Annotated in this window: 10 protein-coding genes; 6 read left to right on the top strand and 4 right to left on the bottom strand. The window is 53.4% G+C overall.

Features of this window, described 5'->3' with window-relative positions:
* Positions 1-29 precede the first annotated feature (29 nt).
* On the bottom strand, positions 30-3,545 hold the full coding sequence (locus K3T83_RS20050; RefSeq protein WP_220204720.1) for a DNA polymerase III subunit alpha: 3,516 nt from the start codon (positions 3,543-3,545) through the stop codon (positions 30-32).
* A gap of 529 nt (positions 3,546-4,074) precedes the next feature.
* On the opposite strand from K3T83_RS20050, the gene K3T83_RS20045 reads away from it, so the two are divergent.
* Positions 4,075-5,760: a serine/threonine-protein kinase gene (locus tag K3T83_RS20045; protein ID WP_220204719.1), complete on the top strand. Its 1,686-nt coding sequence runs from the start codon at positions 4,075-4,077 to the stop codon at positions 5,758-5,760.
* A gap of 99 nt (positions 5,761-5,859) precedes the next feature.
* On the opposite strand, the gene K3T83_RS20040 is transcribed toward K3T83_RS20045, so the two are convergent.
* Positions 5,860-6,810: a TIGR03560 family F420-dependent LLM class oxidoreductase gene (locus K3T83_RS20040; RefSeq protein ID WP_220204718.1), complete on the bottom strand. Its 951-nt coding sequence runs from the start codon at positions 6,808-6,810 to the stop codon at positions 5,860-5,862.
* Positions 6,811-7,189: 379 nt separating this feature from the next.
* Between K3T83_RS20040 and K3T83_RS20035 the strand changes: the two genes are divergently transcribed.
* A complete protein-coding gene (locus tag K3T83_RS20035; protein ID WP_220204717.1) occupies positions 7,190-7,822 on the top strand; it encodes a TetR/AcrR family transcriptional regulator in 633 nt (210 codons plus the stop codon).
* Positions 7,823-7,829: 7 nt separating this feature from the next.
* Here the strand turns inward: K3T83_RS20035 and K3T83_RS20030 are convergent, their stop codons facing one another.
* Positions 7,830-11,186 carry a helix-turn-helix transcriptional regulator gene (locus K3T83_RS20030; protein ID WP_220204716.1) on the bottom strand — a complete coding sequence of 1,119 codons (3,357 nt, stop codon included), beginning with the start codon at positions 11,184-11,186 and terminating at the stop codon, positions 7,830-7,832.
* Between the two features lie 7 nt (positions 11,187-11,193).
* A complete protein-coding gene (locus tag K3T83_RS20025) occupies positions 11,194-11,640 on the bottom strand; it encodes a hypothetical protein (RefSeq protein ID WP_220204715.1) in 447 nt (148 codons plus the stop codon).
* Positions 11,641-12,017: 377 nt separating this feature from the next.
* Here K3T83_RS20025 and K3T83_RS20020 point away from each other — a divergent pair, with 377 nt between their 5' ends.
* From K3T83_RS20020 to K3T83_RS20005, 4 genes are all read left to right on the top strand, one after another.
* Positions 12,018-12,668 carry a hypothetical protein gene (locus K3T83_RS20020; RefSeq protein ID WP_220204714.1) on the top strand — a complete coding sequence of 217 codons (651 nt, stop codon included), beginning with the start codon at positions 12,018-12,020 and terminating at the stop codon, positions 12,666-12,668.
* A gap of 307 nt (positions 12,669-12,975) precedes the next feature.
* Positions 12,976-13,215 (top strand): hypothetical protein, encoded by a 240-nt coding sequence (locus tag K3T83_RS20015; protein WP_220204713.1) that lies wholly within the window; start codon positions 12,976-12,978, stop codon positions 13,213-13,215.
* 282 nt (positions 13,216-13,497) lie between these two features.
* On the top strand, positions 13,498-15,006 hold the full coding sequence (locus K3T83_RS20010; RefSeq protein ID WP_220204712.1) for a protein kinase domain-containing protein: 1,509 nt from the start codon (positions 13,498-13,500) through the stop codon (positions 15,004-15,006).
* Between the two features lie 106 nt (positions 15,007-15,112).
* The gene (locus tag K3T83_RS20005; protein ID WP_220204711.1) at positions 15,113-17,539 is read left to right on the top strand and encodes an FAD-dependent oxidoreductase; all 2,427 of its coding nucleotides are present in this window, start codon (positions 15,113-15,115) and stop codon (positions 17,537-17,539) included.
* Positions 17,540-17,546: the final 7 nt, after the last annotated feature.

The raw sequence follows: 17,546 nt of genomic DNA, 5'->3' as shown, positions 1-17,546 counted from the left end.
AGTTTTTTCGCGCTTATAGGGCGATGCGGTTAATTATCCAATACGGTAATCTCCACCGCACCTTTGCCAAGTAGCTCCTCTAATTTGAGATGCACGGCCTGATCGTAATGCATGGTGTTGTTGGCGGGAACGAGGCGGGCCTCCCATTCGCCGTTGGCAACGAACATCTCAAAGTGATCGCGCCCCGGTCGCTGATCGATACAGCGATAGACATCCTGCACCTTCATGATATCGTTGGAGACGGCTAGCTCGTCGGTCCCGCTCAGTTGCAGGCGCAACCAGACCAGATAGCGCTTGCGATTCATCTCCTCCTCCACCTGTTTGAGACGCTCAACGCCGTTGCAGAGAATGCCCGGCTCGTCGCGACGCACCTGCACCTCACCGCGCACAATCACCACCGTATCCTCTACCCATAGTTCGGCGGTATCCTCATAGGTCTTGGGGAAGATGGTCACACCAATCGTGCCGTACATATCTTCTAGCTGCACCACGCACATTGTATCGCCCTTCTTCGTCGTGAGACGCCTCGCCTCGCGAATGATGCCTGCCACCTTCACCTTTTGCTTATCCTGTTCCTCGGTGATCTCAGCAGTGGTATGAGAGACCTTCTCCGCAAAGGCATCGCTCAGATATGCCAGCGGATGCTTAGAGATATAGAGGCCGATCAACTCTTTTTCCCATTCGAGCAACTGCTTACGAGAGAGTTCTTTGGCCTCGGAGAGCGAGAAGCCGATGATACTGCTCACCTCTTCCACATCACCAAACAGACTCATCAATCCACTCGCTTTGGCCGCGCGCTCGCTCTTGCCAAACTGCATCGCCCGCTCGACAGAGGCCAGCAACAGGTGACGTTTGCCATCGGCCAGACTGTCCAGCGCTCCGGCTTTGATCAGCGTCTCAATCGCGCCTTTGCCAACAAATTTGGGATCGACGCGGGTACAGAAATCGCCCAGCGAGGTAAAGGGGCCGCCCTCCTGTCGCGCACGCACGATCTCGCCAATCGGTCCATCACCGATACCCTTGATCGCCACCAGACCGAAGCGTACACCACCATCCTGCACCGTGAAACCGCGCTCACTCTTGTTCACATCGGGACCGAAGACCTCCACGTCCATGCGCTTACATTCAGCAATCGCATTGGCAACCTTCTTGGCGTCCGAGGCTTCGGTCGTCATCGTGGCCGCCATAAACTCGGCAGTATAATTGGCTTTGAGATAGGCAGTATAGAAGGCGACCACCGCGTATGAGGCGGCGTGAGCCTTGTTAAAGCCGTAACCACCGAAGGGCAGTACCAGCGTAAAGAGGTCTTCCGCATCTTTCTGCTTCATCCCATTCGCCACGCAGCCCTTAATGAAATCGGCCTTGTAGCCCTCAACCTCGTGCATGATCTTCTTACTGAGCGCTTTACGGAACTTGTTGACCTTGCCCCAGGAGAAACCGGCCATATTGACCGCGATAAACAACACCTGATCCTGATACACAATGATCCCATAGGACTCTTCCAGCCACTCGGAGAGGCGCGGGTCCAGATAGGTGATCTTCTTTTTGCCATGTTTGGCAGCAATAAAGTCTGGGATACTATCCATCGGGCCGGGACGATAGAGCGCGATCATCGCCATCACGTCTTCCACGCGTGTTGGTCTGAGCTGCTTGATATATTCGCGCATCTTTGGACCCTCAAGCTGGAAGATACCAGTTGTCTCTCCACTGGCAAGCAGTTCAAAAGATTTCTCGCGCTTGCGGTCCTGTTCCGGGTCTCCGATTGGATCAAGCGGAACCTTTTCCAGCACGACATCTTCGCCGCGCGCCGCCTTGATAAATTTAACTGCGTTATCAAGGATGGTCAGGTTGGAGAGACCCAGGAAGTCGAACTTGATCAGGCCCAGCTCCTCCAGGTGCTTCTGCTCATACTGAGTGATGCGTCCCTTGCTCGCATCTTTGACATCGCGCAATTGCAGCGGAACAAAGTGTTCCAGCGCCTCGTTTGCCACGATCACACCAGCGGCATGAACTCCGGTGGTGCGTACGGAGCCTTCGAGCTTGAGCGCCTGATCGATAATCTCTTGAGCAGCCTTATCGTTAGTGTAGAGCGTACTCAGTTCGCGCACTGAATCCAGTGAGCCTTGCAGCGTCACTTTGGGGCCGGTCGGGATCATGCGGGTGATGCGGTCCCCCAGATCTTGCTGACCCATGACACGCGCCACGTCCTTCACAGCGGCTTTGGCGGCCATCGTGTTAAACGTGACCATCTGCGCCACGCAGTCCTCGCCATACTTGTGCGCTACATACTCGATCACTTCTTCACGTCGATCATCCGGGAAGTCCATATCGATATCAGGCATGTCGGCGCGCTCGGTATTGAAGAACCTCTCAAACGGCAGTTGATAACGTAAAGGATCGACGTTGGTAATACCAAGCGAATAGGCCAGGATACTACCAGCAGCCGAACCTCTGGCGGAACAGCGAATGCCGTTTGAACGAGCATAGTTCACAAAATCCCACTCAATGAGGAAATACGGCACAAACCCTTTGTCGGCAATCATATTGAACTCATAATCAAGCTGATGTTTGATCTGATCGGTCATGCCGCCAAAGCGCTCATCGATGCCTTTCTGACAGAGCGAATAAAGAAACTGCTCCTGACTCTCAAATCCTGCTGGAATAGTGTAGGTTGGCAATTTAGCTTTATAGGCCAGCGGATCGACGCTGCACTGTTCGGCGATGCGCACGCTGTTGGTCAACGCTTCTGGCAGATCGGGAAAGAGTCGCAGCATCTCTTCGGGACTCTTGAGATAGTATTCCTGGCTATCAAAACGCATCCTTTTGGGAGTATCCAGCTGCTTGCCGGTCTGGACGCAAAGCAACACATCATGCGAGCCGGAATCATGAGCATCAACGTAGTGCAAGTCGTTGGTCGCCACCATTGGAATTTGCAGATCTTTGTGCATCTGATAGAGCATCTGGTTGAGCTTGCCCTGTGGCGAGGGCTGCCCATCATCAAAGATACCGTGATGCTCCTGAATTTCCAGATAGAAGTTCTCCGGCCCAAAAACATCCTGATACCAGCGAGCCGTCTTGTATGCCTCTTCCTGCTGCTCTTTCAACAACATCTTGGGGATTTCGCCTGAGAGACATGAGGAGGTGACGATCAACCCCTCGGCATACTTTTGCAGCACCTTCTTATCGACGCGTGGCCGCAGGTGCCAGCCCTCAGTATGAGCAATGGTGGTCAGCTTCATCAAGTTGTAGTAGCCGGTATTGTTTTTCGCCAGCAGGAGCAGATGATGATAGTCGTCGCTGAAGCGCTTGGAGTGGTCATACATATCCTCGGTCAGATAAGCTTCAATGCCGATCACGGGATTGATGCCACCCGCTTTACAGGCTTTGTAAAATTCGACGGCGCCATACATCGCGCCATGATCGGTAATCGCGAGGTGCTTCATGCCCTTCGCTTTGGCCTGATCTACAAGCTTTTTCGTACGACTAAACCCATCAAGCAAAGAATATTCCGTATGTACATGTAAGTGTGCAAAATCAGCACCCATAAATAAATCTCCATTAGATTAGCATTGTAGATAGCGTAAAAGAGTTTGTTGCGGCGGTCAAGTGATGAAAAAACGGTGGGATTTACGTGCTATCTCTCGGTTATATTCAAATGTATACCTTCAAGTATGCCCTGAATTGCGCCGAACTGCAATGGCTGATCATGAAATTTTTTCCTCATCTTCACCATATTATCAAAATTGCCCATACGACACGCGTGCAAAAATACTCTATTTTTGGAATTTCTTTTTTAAAGGTTTTGCGGTAGACTAGGAGCGCACAGGAGCGACCAGGTTGATCGCACGATTAAGGGCTATAATGAGCTTTAACTAAATAAATCGATAACTTCTCACATTTCGTAGTTGCGCGATTTATCGCGCTCGTTCAGCTTCACAGGCCACTCCAGAGCGATAAATCACGCAACTACGAAATGTGGGAGGCTACCATCATAAATTGTTAAAATTCATTATTTAGCACAATATACCCAAACACTCTTAGCTGTATGGTAAGTGTTATAAGGGGATGGCAGAGATGGCAGAATATACACAATATGGCGTTGGGCAACAGATAGGTAACTATTCCCTCATTCAATTATTAGGGCGAGGAGGTTTCGCAGATGTGTACCTCGGAGAACACATTTATTTAAAGACACAGGCTGCAATTAAGATCTTGCGTGTCCAACTCTCAACGTCGAGTACCGAGGATTTCTTGCAAGAGGCCCGGACTATCGCGAAGCTGGAACATCCAAACATCGTCCGCGTCTTTGAATGCGGCATCACAGACGAACGCACCCCGTTTCTCGTCATGACATACGCTCCCAACGGCTCGCTGAGACAACGCCACGCCCGGGGAACATGCCTGACGCTCGAACAGGTTCTCTCGTACGTCCAGCAACTATCTGCCGGACTCTATTATGCCCATCAGCAAAAATTGATCCATCGCGATGTCAAGCCTGAAAATATGCTGATTGCACCGAACGACCAGATTTTGCTGAGCGACTTTGGCCTGGCGCTAATGGCACAAAGCACCAGTACCCAGAGTACCAAAGAGATGGCAGGAACACTTCCTTATATGCCGCCGGAGCAGCTTCAGGGGAAACCACGCTTCGCCAGCGACCAGTATGCCCTCGCCATCTCAACATATGAATGGCTCTGCGGAGAGCGTCCCTTTAACGGCACATTTATGGAAGTGGTCAGCCAGCAGGTACTCTCTGCACCACCCTCTCTCTGTGAGCGAATACACGACCTTCCTCCAGCCGTCGAAGCGGTTATCTTTCGCGCACTGGCTAAAGACCCGGTAGACCGCTTTGAGAATATACTGATGTTCGCACAAGCGTTGACCGAGGCAAGCCACTCATTGCAGCCATCCTCTTTCGCGCTCGCCTCAGCGACAATCTCAAACAGCATAACCCACCATTCAGGCCACCATTCGTTCCAACGGTATAACGGCTCTGGTGCCTCTATACCATCATCCAGCCAGCCATCGTTCCCGCTCGACTCCTCCCCGCTTGCAGAAACATATTTTACTCTGGCAGACCAACCAACTGTGATGATAGAGCAACCACAATTCATAAGCGCATTGAGAACGCCTATTTTGAGCCAGCAAGCCTCCATCGCAACCGCAGCTCCCATCTCTGCCATAGCAACGGCGATCGCTACGACCTCTTCCTCGCAGCAGCGCCACTTCTGGCAACTGGTCGTGCTATTTACTATCGCGCTTACGTTATTAGGGGGAAGTGTGGGTCTGTGGCTCAATCAGACCTATCTCTCCAACGCGGCGCCAACACAGATTGAGAAAAGCGTGACAGCTATCGCAACCTATACCAAGGCAAATAACACCGCAACATCTGAGGTCTATCCAGCGTCGGTAGGAGGGTTTCCCGGCTATACTGCAACAGCTGGCACATCGTCCAACAGCAAGCAGAATACACCATCAAGTGATATCACGCCTCTCGCATCCTCCACGCCGGACGCCGGAAGTATCATACCGACGCTAGCGCCAACGCCGACATCAGCTCAATCCACACCGGTTCCACCCACGCCCACACCAGTTCCAACCGAGGCGGCTCCAACTCCGACCTCTGCACCACCTACGCCGACCCCTGCATCAACCACGCCTACACCGGTTCTCGCAAGCCCTACACCGACCAGATATGTTACACCAACGACAACACATTTCCGACGACCACCGGGCCAACATAGGCCGCCACGCAGATAAGCAAATGGGAGGAACGAAGACGGTCCATCTTCGTTCCTCCCATTTGCGCTATGAGCTTGCTTACCTGTATATGGGCGACATGATAAGCATACATCTTGCCTATTTGATAAACTCGTCTGCAAAGCGGCGGAGCGCATCCGGGTTTTGGGCATCGGGGAATCTGAGCAATAGCTCCTGTACACCAGCTTCTTCATAGGCTGCAATACGCTGGCGGATCGTCGCAGGGCTGCCAATCAATGCATGCGTACCAAAACGCTGCCTCTCCGTCGCGGGAGTCTTCGCCCAGGCCTGTTCATCCGTATCCTCCATAACGCAATACGAACCTGCGGTTCGACGAATGCTATTGTAATCGCGGCCAACTGCCTCGCAATGTTGTTGCAGCACCACAAGCTTGCGCTTAATGGTAGCCGGATCGCCAAACACATTGCAGGCATCACCATACTGCGCCACCAGTTTGAGCGTGACCTGCTCGCCGTTGCCTCCAATCAACACGGGAATATGTGGCTGCTGCACCCCTTTGGGCTGATTGATCGCGCCTCGCACCTGATAATACTTGCCTTCAAATGTCGCCTCCTCCTGCGTCCACATGGCATGAAGAACTTGAAGTGCCTCACGCAATTGTGCTGAGCGAACAGGAGTCTCGGGATAGTCGTATCCGTAGGCGCGAAACTGCGATGCAAGTATGGGAGAGCCTGACCCGATCCCTAGCGTGAGACGGCCATGACTCATCACATCAACGGTACTCGCCATCTTCGCCAGCAACGCCGGATTACGCAGCCCGCTATACGTGACCGTTTGACCGATACGCGCACGTTTCATCTCACGAGCAAGCGCGGCCGTCGTCGTCCAGCATTCAAATAGCAATCCCTGTGCGCTGCCCGAAAAGTCGCCGGGCCAGAGAACATCGGCAACCCAGACGGAGGAAAAACCCACCTCATCAGCCGTCAACGCAACCCGCGTCATCGTCTCATACGCTTCTACCGGATCATCGATCCCCGCCAACTCATTCATTGGACCCTGCGGCAGAATCACCCCAAATGTTAATGACATATACTCCCTCTTTCGTTCTTTTTTCAAACGATATGATAATCTATATTATCGTTTTGGTAGGAGGAAGTCAAGCAATCCATTGGTGGAGACAGGGCTTTCCAATTCTCCCATCTTGCGGGAGTGCAGGGGGCTGCCGCCCTCTGCCGGGGTGCGGGGTGTCCCCGCAAAAACCTTTTTTCTTCTCTTTTGCGCGCCGCCTGCGGCGGCGCGCGAAGGAGGGAAGGAAACTGGGGACACCCCAGACCCCGGCAGGGAGACCCTGCACCCCTTTGAGCGGAGAACTGGAAAGCCCTGTTGGTGGAGATATGTTAGAATAGAATCTCTCGTATCTTCTGCTCTGCTCATGCAGAACAAATCTTATACATTGATGAGGGGTATCATGCGAACATGGTCTGAAGATCATCCGAAAGCGCGGCTGCTTGAGCGGAAACATGAGGCGATCACGGCAGCGGCCAGAGAGCTATTTCTCCAGCATGGATATGCAAACACGACGATGGAGATGGTCGCCAAACATGCTGGCGTCTCGATTATGACGCTCTACCGCCACTTTAGCCGGAAAGACATCCTTTTTGAAGCGGTGATTCAGCATCTTTGCGCACAACAGGCGAACAAAAATGCTCGTGAGACCCTGTGGGAGGGCCGCCCTTCCGAGGTACTACAAAAGCTGGGCAGAGCGCGATTAACCTTTGCGCTCAACCCTGAAGAGGTTGCGCTCTACAGGGTCATTCTCGGCGCGCTGGAACAATTTCCCGAAGTAGGACGCATGTACTATCATTTGACCCAGAAAGCCGAGCGCCTGAGCAGCTATCTTCAAGAGCTAGCCCAACAAGGGGTTTTGCATGTTCCTGATCCTCCTCGTTCGGCCCTGGCTTTTGTGTCCTTATTGCAAGGACAGATCGTTGAGCGAGTGCGTCTGGGAGTAAGTCCTGCTCCAACGGAGGAAGAGATCGAGCAGCACATTGACCATTGCGTGACGCTTTTCTTACAGGCTCATCAAATCAAGCCATCGTAATCGAGCATCAGACCAATCCTTGACGCACTGCGTAGGCGACCGCCGCTGCACGCCCCGGCACATCCAGCTTCATGAAGATGTTGCTGAGATGGCGATTGGCTGTACGTGGGCTGATAATCAGGATATCTGCCACTTCGCGGTCGGTGTACCCCTCAGCAACCAGGCGCAATACCTCTAGCTCCCTCTTGGTAAGTTGCTGTTCCAATCCTGCCCCGTTTGCTCGCTCAGCAGCGGCTTCGGTCGTCTGAGATACAGCCTCCTGTTCGGCTGTATCGGCTGGTTCAGCAAGTAGATCCGCGCCATCATGAAGCGTATCCACCATTGCGACGGCTCGCTCCATCCCGCATGCCAGGAAGATCTCTCTCGCCTCGGCACACAGCGTATGCACGCGTGTCACAACCTCGCCGCGCATCATCGCCATCCGCGCCTGCTCATAGAGAATCGCGGCCTCTTCCGGCCTATTCCCCATGCGCTGGCAGAGCAGCAAGCCATTTTCAAATGCCTCCTCCGCCTCCGCCCAGTTACCCATATGCGCGGCAATGACGCCAAGAATGCGATCAACCGCATTGCCGTAATAGACAAAGCTATGCAGGTTGCGAATACGCTCACTGTAGATAGCCGCCTGATCAGGCAAATCGAGATGAATATAACCCTCAGCCAGAAATGGCAGATAGAAGCTCCCATCGATGCCCGGCGGCTCCGCGATTGCAGCGGCGCGATCAAGCTGGGTGCGCGCGGCCACGCGTCGTCCCGTCACGGCGAGAAAATGTCCATAGAGCGCAATTGTGCTGGGGAACCACTCGGTCGCGGTTGCGGCCTGGATACTGTCGAGAAACAACTGCTCAGCCTCACGCCAGTTGCCGCGCCGGAAGGCAAGCTCTGCCAGGGTCAATAACACAACCGGTTTGAGGCGCGCGTCATCGTGCGTCATGGCTTCCTGCAATGCCTCCTGAAGATGGGCCATGCTGTTCTCCCACTCGCCCAATGAGTAGGCCATCATGCCCTGATTCCAATGGAACCAGCCAAAAGCGCGGCGAATACCATAACGGCGCGCATGCTCCATAGCCCGCAGTGAATACAGCCGCGACTTCTCCATCTCGCCAAGCCCCTGATAAATCATCCCCAGGCCCAGCTCGCCAAGCGTGGCTCGGAAGGGATCGCCAATCGCCAGATACAGTGTATGAGCCTGCTCTTGCAGGCGAATCGTTTCGTGAATTTGCTCGCCCCAGCCGCGCAGATAACCGACCCAGTGCAGAGCAAACGCCTGACCGCCTCTATCGCCAATGCTGATCGCCAGATGATACGACTGCCATAGCAGGGTTTCGGCCTCCTGTGGACGGTTCAATAAGACCTGGAGCGTCGCCTGGGATTGCAGCATATGGATGCGCTCACTTGTATTGAGCTTTCCCGTCTGTAGTTCGACCGCACCAACACCATAGTAGCTATCGGGCCGCCAGCGAATATGTTCCACCATCTTACCCACCTGCTCCTGGCTTCCATTCTCCTCGTCCAGGGCATTGCTTGCAATCTGCAAATGGGCCAACGCCTGATCGTAGCGAGCTTGCAGGCGGTATGTATCGCCCAACAAGCGATTAACGCGCGAGAGCAACCAGGGCGAGGGAGCCGAGCTTTGTTGAAGGCGCTGCAATGCCTGTTGCAAGGCGTGGGCGGCTGGATCAAGCTCCCCAAGCATAAGCCAGAGTTCGCCAATGGACATAAACAATTCCGCAACTGAGGGCTGCTGTTCAGATGATGAGATTTTGGCACCCTTTTCAGCCTCGAGCAGTTTCAAAGCCAGGCGAAAATGACCGATGGCCTCGCGATGTGCCTGTTGTTGTACTGCGTCCTCGCCAGCTTGCAAGCTCCAACGCAAGGTGGCCTCTTTTTCTCCACCTAGAGCATAGTGCCGCGCCAGTTCCGCAGCATGTTTCACCGAGTCCTCCGCATAGCAGCTCTCCAGCGCCTTGCCAATTGCTCCATGCAACTGTCGCACCCGGTTCGCTGGCAGGCTGGCAATCAGCACCTCCTGGACTATCCCCTGACAGAACAGATAGCGCTGCATGGGCATATCTTCCCTCAGAAATAGGGGCCAGATCGCATTCTCTTCCTCTGTCTGCTCATTGTCCGACACGATCACATCACTAGCGATAATCGCCGCCCCAACCGCTTCATCAATCAAAGCAAGCAGATCATTTACCTCTCCGGCAACCACCATAGCCAGGGCATCGAGAGGAAAGGAGCGTCCAAAGAGAGCTGCGACCTGCAAGAGGTCGCGGCAGGGAGCACTCAGGCTATACAGTCGTTGCTCAACCGCCAACACGATGCCATCCGGCAATTTGATGTTGTTGACGCGTTGCGCCTGCCAGATGCCATTGCGGAGCAACAATTGTTGTGAGAGGGTCAGCGTGCGCACTAACTCCTCAAGAAAGAAGGGGTTGCCCTCGGCGCGACTCAACAGGCTTTGCTGCACACTCTCGGGCACAACACCGGGCAACAATGCCTGCAAATGCTCCGTTGCTTCCTCCTGGCTCAACGGAGAGAGCGGGAGCAGCAGAAGCATCCCCTGACGCATGAGATCGCCCACGACGCGTGCCGCCGTTGTCGCAGCCTCCGCCGAGATGAGCGACTCCTCCCCATTGTATCCCCGAGGTGGCTCGGGACGCGTCACGCCTATGAGCGCCACTCTGCTTGTATGCAACCGCACGGTCAGATACAACATCAATTCCAGGCTGGCACTATCGGCCCATTGCAGATCATCAATCGCCAGCACGATTGGCTGCTCCTCAGCTGCATGCTCAAGTAGCGTCGCCACAGCATCAAACAAGCGAAACTTCTCTAAATCGGGAGACAACAGTTCGACATGCTCATAAAGGGTCCGTTTCTCATAATCCAGAAACGTGGGAAGTTCCGGGAAGAGACGCGTCAGCGCGGCAATGAGGGGTTCGCCAGCTAACGATAAGGCTCCCTGAGAGCCAGTTGCATCTTCCTCGTCGTCTTCCTGCTGCGATAATGGGGACAGTCCCAGGTAATGTCTCAGTTGATCGCGTGACGTTGAACGCAAGAAGGGACGTAACGCCTCAATAATGGGAAAGTATGGTATGGTTTTGCCAGTTTCATACGCACTGGCCTCCAGTACCAGGAAATGGCGACGACTGGCCTCCTGACACAGAGCTGCCAGCAGACGCGTTTTACCCACGCCCATCTCTCCGCTAATAGTCAGGGCACGCGCTCCTACTGCTACATCCTGCGCAACAGTCTCCAGGAGGACGCGGATAACCTGCAATTCAAATGAGCGACCTATGAGTGGCAGGGGAGTTCTCAATCGCTCCAATTTTATCAATGGATCAACGAATGGTGCCTGCATGTTACTCCTACATATACCTGCGTTTGACTGTTTCTGCCTTCTGCCTCAGCAAACGCGGAGCAATATCGTGATAAATGAACAGTCCATAGAAGACCAGTAAAAAAAGGATATCAAAGAGGAAATACAGCCAGAAAAAAGAGGTGGCATGAAGCCAGAAAAGGTGATAGAACAGGGCAAAGGCTACCAGCGTTCCATACACTGTAGCCACCAGCGCCAGAGGACGGACGCGCGCCCATTCACGCTCGCCGAAGAGCCAGATCGCTCCTACGGCATTTCCTAATATAATCGCACCTACAAAGCGGGCCAGCACAGGAGGGATCTCTCCAGGCCATACACCATGTTGCAATTCAGGTAATTCTGGCAAAAAGAAGAAAATGAATCCTATCACAGCATTAAATGTACCTGCCAATAGCGCCAGGATTCGTTCATACTTACTAAACACTTCAGGGTTCATGCGCTTTCTCTCCGTGCATATCGCGTGTGTGTACACCCTTCTTCAAAGGACTGTCATGAGAATCTGTTCTTAATTTCTTATCAGGTGAACGCGCGATACACCTCTCTCTCGCATGTGTATTTACAACCGGGAGATCGAATGTATAGTTTTTTGCAGCCTGAGATCCGAAAGTTTTTCGCTTGTCACGATTATACTACACAAGATCTGCTCTGTGGGTAATATTACCAATAAAGCATGCTCCGGGCAAATGAGTAGTCCTGCCGACGATTTTACCCCTGGCCATCTCTATACTAAAAACATTCAATCAATCCTGTATAGATATATTCTGTAAGCAAGTTTATCGATCACAAGAAGCAAGCAAAGGAAGGTTCTGTGGCATGCAAAAACGTTTCCTCCATTTTACAATGAAAGGTCTGCTGGGAATGCTTTCTCTGGCAGCATTAGCGCTGATGAGCGCCTGTGCCTCTGATCCAGCGGCATTGACCAATGCATTAAGCAGCACGGCCGCTGTACAACAAAAGGTGCAAACCGCAAACAGCTACCAGTTCGATATGATAGCCTCGCCGGGCATCAAAGCCTGTCTGCCTTACGCAAAGGGGCATGTAAAGGTGACGCCGGGATCGCTCAACGACGAAATGACGGTTAGCGTGACGGGCCTTGCCCCCAACACCGAATATGATCTGTTCGTTATCGAGTTGCCTAACAAACCCTTTGGCGTCTCCTGGTATCAGAGCGATCTGGAAACCGACTCGCATGGTGCTGGCAGCGTCACGGTGCGTGGCATCTTTGATGCAGAAACGTTCTCTGTCTCCCCTGGTGGTCCCACGACCACATTTAAGCCTGTCCATCAGTTTCACCTCGGCCTCTGGTTCAACGATCCGGCGGTTCCTTTCAAGCTTGGCTGTGAGCCGGGCGCAAAGGCACCTATTGTCACCCCCTTCAACGGTGAGCAGCATGCTGGCATCCAGGTATTAAATACCGCCAATTTCGCCGATAATGCTGGCCCATTGTCAAAAGTACACCGCTAAAGCAATTTCTTTCTTTCTAACAAACGGACGGAAAATGTGGCTAGCGACTTGACTCTAACGTTACAATAGATGAGAAGGTGGTGAGGTAAGGCTCACCACCCTGTCCATTTGAGGCACTGCCCTTTTATCAGGTATCCACGCAAACCCGGGATCGGAAGGGACCGACCCGAAACAAAAGGAACAAAGGGGAAGCATCAATGCTCGGAACAAAAGGTGTGGCACATCAAGTCTCATGACCAGCGCAGTTCATCCGAGCGAAGAGGCCGCTTGATGTTGCCGGTACTTGCCAACGCAAGAGGTAAACATCATGAGCCATTTACTCAATCTGTTCAAACGCACGACGTTAAAACCACCAGTCGAGGTGATTCAGGCTGCTTGTAGGATGTATGGTATAGCGCCGGAGCCAGTTCCTCCGGTACAGGCGGAGAAGCTTCATGCGCTCTCTGACAATATCTGGGTGATCAAACTCAACGATCAGTCGAGCGCCGTTGTAGCCTACACGCCAGGAGCAAAGGAAATGCCTGTCGCAGCTCCCTGGTTTGATTAATAGGAAAATGTATAAAAACCACAGCCAGTAGCATTTTGTTACTGGCTGTTTGTCTTATGTATGACGGGAAATCAGGCACGGATTCAACGTGCCCCCATCGTCTTTTTTTATGTATACAGGTTGCGATTTTTTGCGAACTCTAGGAAATGGGTAATGCTACACATGAATAACAGATGACTTCTCACATATATTTATGTAATATGAAGGGACATAATGTAGCAAGCTGTATCATCATAGCCAGAATCAAGATCAGCGCAAATGAAATTATCAGGGAGAACCTTTATGGTCGAGCGTACATCATATGAACAACTGATAGGAAAATTTGTCGGAAACTACCGGCTGGACCGCCTCGTCGAGCGGCACCCCTGGGGTCCGATCTTTCAAGCCAGCACGAGTGACGGCAAAGCCGTGCTGGTCCGCTTCCTGGATACACCGCATCTCACGCAGCAGCTCGATGCAAACGCGCGCCTGGTCTATCTGGGACATATCCAGCAAGAGGCCAATCACGTTGCCGAGTTGCAACATCCGAATATTCTCACACTGCTTGACTATGGAAACTACCAGGGTCTTCCCTACCTCGTCTACCCTGCATTATCGCTGGTCTCATTGCGCACGCTGCTTGCTCAAGGAGGACCGGCTGATCCGCTCGCCATCGGTCAATTTCTACGCCAACTCAGTGGTACGCTCGAATATGCCCACGAACGCGCAGTTCTCCATCGTAATCTCTCCACCAGTAGCATCTTTCTGTACAATAAACAACGGCTGCTGGTCTCAGAGTTCGGCCTGTTGCGCATGCGTGAAGCGGCTCAACTTGCAACCATAGTGCAGGGCAGCGGCGCGCTGGTTCGCTACGATGGCAGCAGCGAGGGCAGTTCGCCCGAACAACTACAAAACCAGTCGGTCGATACCTATACCGATACCTACGCGCTGGGTGCTGTGTTGTATCGGATGCTCACGGGCCAGCCACCTTTCACAGGCACAACCCGTGAAGCCATTATGGAGCAACACCTCTATGCGGAAGTGCCACCGATCAGAAGATGGCGCAACGACCTGCCTGCCGAGCTGGATCAGGTGATCGCACGAGCAATGGCGAAAGAGCCACAACAGCGTTTCCGCCGCCCAAGCGAATTGACGCTGGCTTATTACAAAGTCGTGGCCCCGGATCAGGTGCCCGCCGCCACTACCGCAACGGGAGACCTGGGCAGACGCAGCCCATCAACCAGTCTGCGCCAGGAAAAGCAACCAACAGTGATCAAGCCTCCCACACAACGACCAGTAGATGCCTCACGCCGCCGCCTGATGACGACACTGATCAGTTCGGGAACCGGCATCGGCGTTGCCGCTCTACTACTCACCTTTGGCCCCCGTTTCCTGCGCGGCACCCCCTCGGCTGCCATGAACGACGCAACCACACAGGCAACGCAGCCTCCCGCTCAGGCCAAAGCCACACAGCCTCCCGCTCAGGCTAAGACTACACAGGGAGCAAAAGTCCTGGCAAAAACTTCAGAGATACCGGTAAATAGTGCAAAAACGTTTGCCATAGCGAATCAGAAAAACCCGGGACTCATTATTCATCTCCCAAATAACCAATTTGTCGCGTTTGACTCAACATGTACACATGAACAATGCGCTGTGGATTATAATAATCAGGACAAGTTGTTGGAATGCCCTTGTCATGGTGCCATTTTTGATCCAGCCAAAGGCGCTAAGGTAGTGCAAGGACCAGCACATACGCCTTTGACAACAATCAAGATATCTGTCAATACGGATGGCACGATCACTCAGGCGTGACACGGCCCTCCAACGGTTTTCACACTGATGGGCAATCATAACGATCTCACTACCGACATATGAGAACTCTTGTGGTCGCCCCGATGCATCTGGAGGATTTGATGAGATGGCAGAGCAGACGGGTCCAACCTACCTGATTATTGGAAATGGCATCGCTGGCATCACTGCGGCAGAAATCTTGCGAAGCGAAGATTCTGCTGCCACTATCGCCGTGATCGCAGACGACCCCTTTCCCGTTTATTATCGTCCCGCCCTGAAAGACTATCTGGGCGGTCGTGTGCGCGAAGACAAATTATGGGCAAGGCCGAGAAGTTTTTATCAAGATCATAGTATTCTCTTCCACGCCGACCGCGTTGTCGGTATTCAACCAGATCAACATATCGTGTACTTGCAGAGTGGCCGCCGCCTCGGATATCACCGCCTGCTTCTGGCAAATGGAGCGCGAGCAGCACAACTCTCCTGTCCCGGCCTCGATCTCAACGGGGTAACGACGCTACGGACGGTGGATGACTATCAGAAAATTTTGAGCAGACTCAACACGGTCCGGCGCGTGGTCGTCAGCGGCAGCGGCACATTGGCACTCGAAACGGTGGAGACGCTGCGCCATCGCGGTATCGCCGTCACCCATCTCTTGCGCCGCCGCACGATCTGGTCCGAAGTGCTTGATGTGACCGCCTCCGATCTGGTTCTCCATGAAGTGCAGCGCGATGGCGTCGATGTGCGTATGGAGGACGAGATAGCCGCCATTACGGGCAAAAATGGCGAGGTAACGGGCGTGGTCACAAAAAATGGTGATCGTATTGCCTGTGAGATGGTTGTTATCGCGATCGGCATCGAGCCAATCATCGATTTTGCTCAAAGTAGCGGCATCGCCTGTGGTCGCGGCATCCACGTTGATGGGAAAATGCGCACGAGCGTTCCCGACATCTATGCAGCAGGCGACATTCTGGAAACGAGGGACGAGCTAACCCAACGTACGCGCGTGATTGGACAATGGTATCCGGCCATCCAGCAGGCACGAGCTGCCGCCTATAGTATGCTCGACCTGCTCGACACCGACCGACCTTTCAGCAACAGCACCTTTTATAACGCTACCTTTCTCTACGGGCTGGATTTCGCCTCGGTTGGCATCACCAACATTGCTGGCTTTCAGGAACTGGTCGCACCACCGAAGCCGCGCATGTATCGTAAAGTGCTGCTGAAAAATGGCGTTCCAGTAGGTATGATCTCGCTGGGGAATCGCAAGCAGGCGCTCGCCTTTAAGCAGGCCATCGATGCAAAAATTAATCTCTCGCCCGTGCTTGATCGTCTGTTTGACGACGATTTTAAGCTGGGCGATTGGCTCACGAAACAGGGTGTACCACCGGCCCGGCTTGGCGTCACGCGGTCCGGCGATAGAATCGTGCAGCAGGCTGCCTATCCTGGGAGAACAGCGGCACCCATTGGCGCAGGCGGGATGAAAGAGCAGCAGCCAATGGAATCGTTGCTGATACCACAACCAGAATATGCTCGTGCGCTGCAACTTTCAGAAACGCGCATGAGCCAGACTCGTGTAGTCAGCGTTGGTCGCCAGCCTGGTATCACACTGTTGATCGACGAGGGAACGGTTTCGCGTCGCCACGCCGAGATCAGTTATGCCAACGGGCAATACATTCTGCGAGATGTGGGCAGCAGTAACGGCACGTTTGTTAATGGGAGGCGGCTGACGGCGCAAAATCCCTATATATTGCAGCCCGACGATGTTGTTCGCTTTGGGACAAAGGTCAATTTCACCTTCACGCAGCGAGCCATCAATCCCAAAGTGAAGGCAGCGAGAAGAGACATCACCATGATCGGCCTGCCCTACGATCCGCGCAAAGACAACGCACCGCTAGGGCTACCCGTCCTCAGTCCCGATGGTTCGCTGCTGTTACCCGGCACAAAGGTTCCCGTTCCCGCCAATATCGTCACCGTTCTCAAAAGCGCCCCAGCGCTCCTGGTGATCAAAAACGCGTCCCAGGCACCGCAAGTCTGTCTGCTTAAAGAAGGCAAGCATACGTTGATCGGACGCGATGAAGAGAATGATATTGAGATTCTGGACATCGCTGTTTCGCGCCGTCACGCTGAAGTGCTGCCAGGTCCAGAGGGCTTTTACATTCGCGACCTCGGTAGCAGCAACGGTGTAATTGTGAACCAGACGCCGATTGATAACCCGTACCCGCTTTCACACGGGGATCGCGTCACGATTGGCGGTCATCTGATCTACTTTATTCATCTTCAAGCCCATTTACAAAAGGCGGGGCAACAAGCTTCCCCGCTGCAAGCATATGCGGCAGCAGCGCCACAGGTAGAGGGAACGATCAAAGTTGGTGCAGTGGCGGCGCAGCATACGGCTGCTCGCGTACCAGCAGCGGCCAGCCAGCAAAGTCCGCAGGGTCAATCGACCTCATCGCAAATCGTCATCTGTCAGAAATGCGGCATGGTCAATACACGCATTGCGCGTTTCTGTGCAAGCTGTAGCGCACCGCTGGCAACGGGTATGCTCGGATATTGAGGTAATC

The sequence above is a fragment of the Reticulibacter mediterranei genome (genome assembly GCF_016587455.1).
The sequence above is the reverse complement of the archived record's forward strand: the minus strand, read 5'-3'. Positions and strand labels throughout refer to the sequence as shown.